The organism is Paenibacillus sp. E194 (assembly GCF_000935845.1).
GTDB classification, from domain to species: Bacteria; Bacillota; Bacilli; order Paenibacillales; family Paenibacillaceae; genus Paenibacillus_B; species Paenibacillus_B alvei_B.
This window is the reverse complement of record NZ_JMDX01000246.1, coordinates 1-7,971: the sequence shown is the minus strand read 5'-3', so window position 1 is coordinate 7,971 and position 7,971 is coordinate 1. Positions and strand designations below refer to the sequence as shown.

Genomic DNA, 7,971 nt, shown 5'->3' with positions numbered 1-7,971 from the left:
TACTGTGTACAGACTAAGCTTGATTGTCCTCCACAGCACCTCTACATAGTACGGATCTTGAAAAAATAATGCATATTGCTCCAATGTAAATGCGCCGGTTCCTCCATCTTCACGAATGCTAATCACGAACATGTACAGCATCGGCAGTACAAATACACCCAGTATCACGATCAGGCTGGGAACAAGCAGCAGTAGAGCTGCCCAAGACTTACTTCCTGCGGGCTTCGCCATTTGCTAGCCCTCCTTCCGCGGAAAGACGATGACATCTTGCTCATCCCATGTAAGCTTCACCAGTTGTTCGTCTGACACATGTTGATGACGACGCTGGGAATGAGTTCGCACACTGATCAAACCATCGGCTGTTCGTACAACCATCTCTCCATACGAACCAAGGAAGGACACCAGCGAAACAGCTCCATGCGAGCTATTGGGTTCATTCGAGGAATCTCCAGCTTCCGATCGTGCCGCTTCCATTCGAATATGTTCAGGCCGGACATAAGCGAGCACCTGCTCTCCTTCCTTGAACGAGTATCCATTACGTTCAGCCTTCAGCCTTATTCCTCCAGCTGTACGCAGTTCCCCCCAATGATCGTTTACAGCAACAACAGTAGCTTCGAAGCGATTGGATTTGCCAATAAATTCATGCACAAACGCTGAAGCTGGCTCATGATAGATTTGCTCAGGAGTCCCAATCTGCTCTACAGCTCCGTGATCGAGCACGACAATTCGATCAGAGAGATACATTGCTTCTTCTTGATCATGTGTGACAAATATCGTCGTTACGCCGATTTCCTGCTGCAGACGCTTCATTTCCTCCCTTAATTCCTCTCTTAGCTTCGCATCGAGATTACTAAGTGGTTCATCCAGCAGCAGCAGTGACGGCTCCGTCACAAGTGCCCGAGCGATAGCGATCCGCTGCCGCTGTCCTCCTGACAATTGCTTCGGATATCGATCTATGACATGCGGAAGCTTCACCAGATCAAGCACCTTCTTCACGCGATCCGCCATCTCCGACTTCGATGTCTTTCTCAGCTTCAAGCCGTATGCAACATTTTCTCCGACTGTCATATGCGGAAATAACGAGTACGTCTGAAATACCATGCCGAGGTCTCGTTTATTCGCAGGAACACCATGCATGGATTTGCCTTTAATTCGCAGTTCTCCTCCATCCGGTTCTAAGAAGCCGGCGATCATATTTAATGTCGTCGTCTTCCCACAACCCGAGGGCCCGAGGAAAGTAACACACTCTCCCCGTTCCACTCCCAAGTTGAAATTGTCAACGACGACCGTTCCACCGAAGCGCTTATGAACGCCCTGCAATTCTACGTCGTACGTGATCGTCATGAGCATATCCTCCATCCTGATTATCTATAAGTTATTTACCTACGAGAGGCGCTACTTCCTTATTGAACTGGTCGAGCCATTGCTTCGTATTGTCACTAATGACACCGTAGTCGAATTTCACAATTTTACTTTTATCAAAATCAAGCAGCTTCGCCGTATCCTCAGGCAGCTTCACATCAACAGCCGTGTTGTAATACAATTTCGTCGCATACAGCGTCTGTACTTCATCCGTCAGTAGGAAATCGATGAATGCTTTGGCAGCATTAGGATGCTTCGCACCCTTGATTAAGGAAGCGACGTTCGGCACGATGTTGGCGCCTTCTTTCGGAATGACGAACTGCAAGTCCACGCCTTGATCCTTCTGTACGATACTTCTTGCCATCGTCCAAGCTGTATATGCTGCTGTGTTATTTTGCAAATTCTGCTGCAGCTGAGCCGCAGTCTTGGCGAATGTCGGCATATAACCTGCGATTGTCTTCAGTTTATCGAAGCCTCCAGCCATGTCCTTCTCAGAACCGCCATTGGCATAAGCAAGCATAATGGTTGCTGAACGGCCGAAGTTGCTCGACATTTCAGTCAGCGTAATATTTCCCTTCATTGCAGAAAGAGCAAGATCATTCCAAGACTCCGGTACAGGCAGTCCCTTCTCCTTCACCAGCTTGACATTGTATGAGATGCCCATTGGGGTATAGTTGACCGTTACGCCGCTGTTTTCATTGATCTTCAGTTGTTCGTCAACTTTGGACATGTTCGGAATCTGTCCAGGATCGAGTGCTTCCCATAGTCCCTTCTCTCGGCCTGCCTCCTGCTCGCCACCTTCAATGACAGCTACATCAATTTGCGGAGATCCCTGCTGTGCCGTGACCTTGGCTACAATATCTGTCGATACGCCCGATACATAGGACAGCTTTACGTCTGGGTATTTTTCATTGAATTTTTTGAAAATTTCGTCCTTCATCAAGGTCTCTACCGTAGCTCCATTCCCGGCGATAACCAATTCACCTTCCACAGACGAACCATTGGAACCGCTTCCATCTTTGCTGCTGGAATTTGAAGATCCGCAAGCAGCCAACAAAGAGCCGATCAAGGTTAAAGTTAATATCAATGATGCCCAGCGACGTGCTTTCATTGTATTCCTCCCCCAAATTTGTTCACTATTAGTGAACAGTGTTTATAATTGGTGAATCTTGGTTTGATTTTAGCATAGGGGCATGGTATGTTCAATATAGAACCATGAAATTTGTCACATTTTAACACAATTTGTACCCAGTACTCGCACAATTACTTGAACAACGCCATATTTCCATTTGTCAGCATCATGCCACCAATTGAAAATATCGGCTAGTACGATCATAGGAGAGAGAATATGGAGCACTATCTGTCATCCGTTCAGAAATGCTGTACACTGCTGAAGCTGTTTCTTCACGGATCGAAGGAATGGGGAGTCACGGATTTAAGCCGCGAATTGCAGTGGTCTAAGGGGGCTGTCCATAAAATGCTGACCACCTTGGAGAGCGAAGGACTGATCAAGCAGCATCCACGGACGAAGCTGTATTCATTAGGGTATACACTGCTGGAATTAGGAAATAAGGTAAAAAACGATGATGATATGGTCAGCTTTGCAAGACCTTACTTGCAGCAGCTCGCAGACTTGACGAAGGAGTCAGTATGCTTATGTATTCGCGATCAGCAGGACGCGATCTATGTCGACAAGCTCGACTCCCCGCTGCCAATCCGCTTCATCATTGATGCCTATCGGCGATTTCCGCTCTATGCGACAAGTGCCTCGCGCGTTATTCTCGCCTATAGTCCGGAGTCGCTGCAGCAGACCGTGCTCGAAGAACCAATGACTGCCTTCACGAACTACTCCATCACGGAGCGCGAGCAAATGAGCCAGCGTCTTGCAAATATTCGCGAGCAGGGCTATGAGATAAGCTCCAACATGCGCAATATTGGCGTAACCGGCATTGCTGCACCGATCTTCCATGGTGATGGCTCTGTACATGCAGCCATTAGCCTAATCGGCCCTAGTGATCGAATGGAGCCTCATGTCGATCGCTGGATCAGCATGCTTCTGCAGCTGACACAAGAGATGTCGCGCCTGCAAGGCTTTAGTTAGACGCGTATCTTTGCAAGCAACGCATCGCCCTCATCATACATAAGGGAAGCTGGATTGAAGAGGAACCTTCCCCTCAACCCGCTTCCCTTATTGTTGTTCTTGCTATTGGATGATCACAATTCGCACAGCGGAACCGTTATTCACGGTTCAGTTCGAGCCACTGCGACCCATCCTGTTTATTGATCGTAAACGTAAAGCCCAGTATTTGCGCCAGCGAGCGGAGCGGAACATATAATTGCCCATCCTTCGCTTCCGGTGCTAACGGCATGTCAATCGTCTGTCCCCCAACCTTCGCCTGCTTGCTCTTCAATGTCAGCTCGGTTATGGTTCCCGTAATATCATCTGTAATGGTCAGCTTCGTCTTGTCTTCCCACTTCAGCTTCGCATCGAATTCCTCCGTAATAACGCGCAGCGGAACCATCATCGTTCCACTCTTCGTATATGGCAGCGCCATATCATCATAGAACCAGTCGTCATAGTTCGTTGTTGAGACAGGGATTGTCGTCCACTTCTTCGTTACTCCCGCTTGCTTCAGCCATTTGTACGCCACAGATGAAGGGTCGAAGTGTCTGAGCCACTTGCCAGGCGTCATCTCTGGATCTGTTAGGGATACGGAAGAGGAGAAATCCACGTCATCCACCTTCACATTTCCATTCAGATTTCCATATTCGGTTGATTGGTTAATGGTAACCTTCTTGAACGGAGCGTCAGCAGAAGCCGGAACAGCGATCGCCAACGATGCATTCAGCTTACGAATATTCGATTCCTGATCTGTATACAGATCCAAGACGAGCTTCGTATCTGGCCCGAGCAGAACTGCCGCGTCCGGATTGCTCTTCACCCAAGCCTCATAGTCTTGATCCAGCTGTGAAATGATGGACGGCAGTTGTTCCTTGAACATCTTGTACGCCGTCAATCCAAATATCTCGCCATCCGTTAGAATGTCTGGAACCGAGCCTTCCATCTCAGGAGCTGCTTGCGATAGCGCAGCCGTTAGCATTGGTACGTACCATTTGCCCATTTCTAGAAACCAAGCCTTCATACCCTCTTCGTCCTTCAGAGCGGATTGAAGCAACTGCTTCACCCATGGCACCAATTCATTGCCTCCGAATTCAATATGAAGCTGCGATAGAGGCAGCGATTGTCCCATTATTTGCTCTGTGACTTGCTTTACAGATGCATTTTGAGGATTCGGCGCATGCTTGCCGAATAGCGTTATCGTAGATTCAGCAAAAGCCTTCAGTTGCTTAGAAGCAGGCTGAACAGTGGGTAAAAGCTGGGTATTCATATCATTGCTAATTACAATAGGGGATTTAGCTCCCTCTAGCTTAAGCGCCATACGATTGTCTTTCCAACCAATCGTGAACGGAACCTCGTCGCTTGCCACCTTCAACTTGCCACTCATCGAAAAACGCTGAGCATCCTGCGCCTTCACTTGAACCGTCAATTGCGCATCGTTGAATGCTTTTATCATTGCAGCATCATCATCTCGCAGTTTGCCAGATGCCGGTTCAAAATGAATGCTCATCGTCTGCTGTGCTTCATACGAGTTGATGTCCAGCTGCTTTTTCATTACCTTCGTCACATCAAGTCCGCCAATCGATTGGCAGCCTGTTAACAGCACAAGAACTGCCGCCATGCACATTGCTAACCACTTGCATGTTTTCATGTCCCGTTTCCCCTCTTTCCATTTCATATCGAATACCTGCCACTATAATTCCGCTGCGATACGTAAGCTGTATGTACCTCATGACCATTATGAAGGACATCGGAATACCGTGTAAAGGAAATAATTCCGACACTATAACGGAGATCCCCTGTTGGCTGCAGTTACTCCTGCAATTACTCTAGTAGTTATTCTTGTAGTTGTTCTTGTAGTTGTTCTTGTAGCTGTTCTTGCCAATCATCTGTTATCTGTATCAGCCGTCCTCCAACCGTCTCACTGCCTGAATAGAAAAAGCGCTGCCAGCTATATTCCAAGAAATACAGCGGACAGCGCCTAAATGTAGCAATGCCTATTCAATCATTCGTATGGAAGTACTAGACATCTAAATTAGCTATTCGTTCATTGTGGAAAATCACTGAATTCCGCTTCGTTCCACATTGCAGATTACACATCCTTGATTGGAGCCAAGCTCCACACTTCCTGATGGGTTGCTATAGCTTCTGGTTCCAAGGTAACAAGCGGCCCGAGTGACTCTAGTTCCAATATATGCTCGTTCGTATACAGTTCAAAGGAGCAGCCCCCGTCCGGATAACTCGCACCAGAAATCGGTTCATAGCGCTTCTCAAAAACGACTCCATTTCTTGTATAAGACGCCTTGCCCTCCTCTTGAAGCATACCGAACTTGAACGCTTGCTTCAGGTGAGCAACTTGCTTCACTTCGATATGCCGTTCACCCCATGTCACCCGTTCATCATTCATAGCAGCATATGACCACAGCGAAATGGAGCGGTTCGGGAGCAGACCGGTATCTCTTGTAATCTGCGGAACAACAGCTGTACCGCCCGGAGCCATAACCGTAATCGCCCACGGCGCCAGCTGAATCGGCCATGCTCCCTTATTAGCAATACGGTGGATGACAACGAGGTCGTCTTGCTGGAAGATCAGTTCGATCTCTTTGGCGCATTGCGTCCATGGTTCTACCGGAGCAATCAATCTCACGCCTGACGCTGTTCGTACGTATTCAATAGGCCGATCATCCGGCGTGTACGTCCGCGGATAAGCTTCTGGACTTGCCCATAACCGATGCCCGCCGCGAAGCAGCCAACCGTCGCTGCCTAAGGCATGGAACGCTTCTCCCTCCTGCCGGATCGCCCCTTCACGATCCTCGAACAGCATATTTTCTTGACCGCATAAGCTGAAATGCATAATTCGGATGCCGAATGTAAGCGGCACAATTACCTCATATGTTCCATTCTCTAGGTGCAAACTTTCGCCCCAGCGTTCATGCTGGATTGTGTTCATCTGTAAAGCAGCCACTATCGTTTCCCCTTCCGTCCTCATCCCTTTTGCTTCATTCTTCTCACTATCAGGATGTCTTCTAAATTCGAACATGGCTATTTTTGCTCATACCCGCATGCCATGGCGAAGCGGCAGAAGGCCTCGCGTCCCAACTCATCATGCTTGAATACGCCCGCTTGACCCAGTATGGTCACGAACTTATTGCCGATTTCATGCAAAATGACCTGTCTAGCCTTGTCAGCTGCCATAATCCCGTATTGATCCAGTAATTGATCCACCCAAACACGATGAGGATATAGGCTATCAGTTTCTTTCAGTTGATCCCTTGCCTCCCCCCATTGTCCTTGTTCGGACAACAGAGTCGTAATCCGCTCAATATCTTGCTTCAGACGCCCTGGGAGAATCGCAAGCCCCATCACTTCAATTAACCCGATATTTTCCCTCTTAATATGGTGATGCTCTCGGTGTGGATCGGAAGATGCCCTCAGGGTGAACCTCATCTGTGCGATTGTTGCGAAGCACCAAGTCCATCTCGAATAACGAACCCCGGCGCCTTACAATTGGCGTAATCGTATTGTGACGAATCGATTCTCCGTCACGAGTCGTACTCGCTGCAATCCCTACGCTGTCATCACTGTACAGCTTCCACTGCTCATAGATTTCGTCTGCACATTGTAGCAGGACATCCGGCTGCTCACCTTGCAGGCGCAGCACTGACATTGGCCAGTGAACAATCCCTGCAGTTACGCCAGGGTATGCCGAATGTGTGAACCGAGTCTCGATCGGCGCTCGTTCAATTGGGAACGTATGTCTGCCCGCTTGGAAGTGATCATGACTAAGGATCGATCCACCTACAATGGGCAGGTCAGCATTGGAACCAATGAAATAATGCGGGAATTGCTCCGTAAAGTGCAGCAAACGGGCAAACGTATTACGCGTTAGTTTCATCGGAATATGCTCGCTGTTGAAAATAATGCTGTGCTCGTTATAATACACATACGGCGAGTATTGGAAATACCATGCTTCTCCGTTCAACTCCACTGGGAGAATGCGCAAATTTTGCCGGGCAGGATGATCCAGTCTTCCTGCATACCCTACATTATCCGCGCAGAGCAGACATTCGGGATAGTGAGATGCGGACAACTGCGCAGCAAGCGCAATTTCCTGCGGACTCTTCTCCGGCTTCGACAAGTTGATCGTCATTTCCATTTCACCGAACTCACTCATATGGAGCCAGTATTCATTGTTGCGGACACGATCAGTCCGAATATAATTGCACTTTTGATTGAGACGATAGAAATCATCGGTTGCACGCTCCATTCCATCCGTCATCCGTATGCGTTGGAAACGATCCTGCATCTCAGAAGGACGCGCCATGAGAAGCCCCATAATCCTAGCATCAAGTAGATCGCGCTGCGTCATTGTGCAATCTGGAAGAATCCCGCTCTCATAGGCATAATCCAGCAGCTCATCGAGTATATGATGCGGTTCATCCGGAATAGCTTCCCATTGCTCATCTCGGAAGCTTGAACAAGGCTCTGGC

At 48.4% G+C, this 7,971-nt stretch carries 7 protein-coding genes and 1 pseudogene; 1 reads left to right on the top strand and 7 read right to left on the bottom strand.

All coding sequences use genetic code 11. The annotated features are described in order from the left end of the window. From AZ66_RS24000 to AZ66_RS23990, 3 genes and pseudogenes are all read right to left on the bottom strand, one after another. Positions 1-231 (bottom strand): annotated as a pseudogene (locus AZ66_RS24000) (ABC transporter permease); the annotation flags it as partial. 3 nt (positions 232-234) lie between these two features. Then, positions 235-1,344: an ABC transporter ATP-binding protein gene (locus AZ66_RS23995; RefSeq protein ID WP_044357163.1), complete on the bottom strand. Its 1,110-nt coding sequence runs from the start codon at positions 1,342-1,344 to the stop codon at positions 235-237. Positions 1,345-1,375: 31 nt separating this feature from the next. Continuing rightward, positions 1,376-2,473 (bottom strand): extracellular solute-binding protein, encoded by a 1,098-nt coding sequence (locus tag AZ66_RS23990; RefSeq protein ID WP_044357162.1) that lies wholly within the window; start codon positions 2,471-2,473, stop codon positions 1,376-1,378. Positions 2,474-2,710: 237 nt separating this feature from the next. Between AZ66_RS23990 and AZ66_RS23985 the strand changes: the two genes are divergently transcribed. Beyond that, entirely contained in the window at positions 2,711-3,463 is a 753-nt protein-coding gene (locus AZ66_RS23985; RefSeq protein WP_044357161.1) for an IclR family transcriptional regulator, read from the top strand. A gap of 136 nt (positions 3,464-3,599) precedes the next feature. Here the strand turns inward: AZ66_RS23985 and AZ66_RS23980 are convergent, their stop codons facing one another. From AZ66_RS23980 to AZ66_RS23970, 4 genes are all read right to left on the bottom strand, one after another. Next, complete coding sequence (locus AZ66_RS23980; protein WP_036620262.1) at positions 3,600-5,132, bottom strand: copper amine oxidase N-terminal domain-containing protein; 1,533 nt, start codon at positions 5,130-5,132, stop codon at positions 3,600-3,602. 441 nt (positions 5,133-5,573) lie between these two features. Next, a complete protein-coding gene (locus AZ66_RS23975; protein ID WP_231587017.1) occupies positions 5,574-6,521 on the bottom strand; it encodes a hypothetical protein in 948 nt (315 codons plus the stop codon). Between the two features lie 2 nt (positions 6,522-6,523). Beyond that, entirely contained in the window at positions 6,524-6,844 is a 321-nt protein-coding gene (locus AZ66_RS33040) for a hypothetical protein (RefSeq protein WP_052648815.1), read from the bottom strand. Positions 6,845-6,872: 28 nt separating this feature from the next. Beyond that, positions 6,873-7,971 (bottom strand): UDP-glucose--hexose-1-phosphate uridylyltransferase (locus AZ66_RS23970; RefSeq protein WP_052648813.1); only part of this gene is annotated, 1,099 nt, incomplete at its 5' end.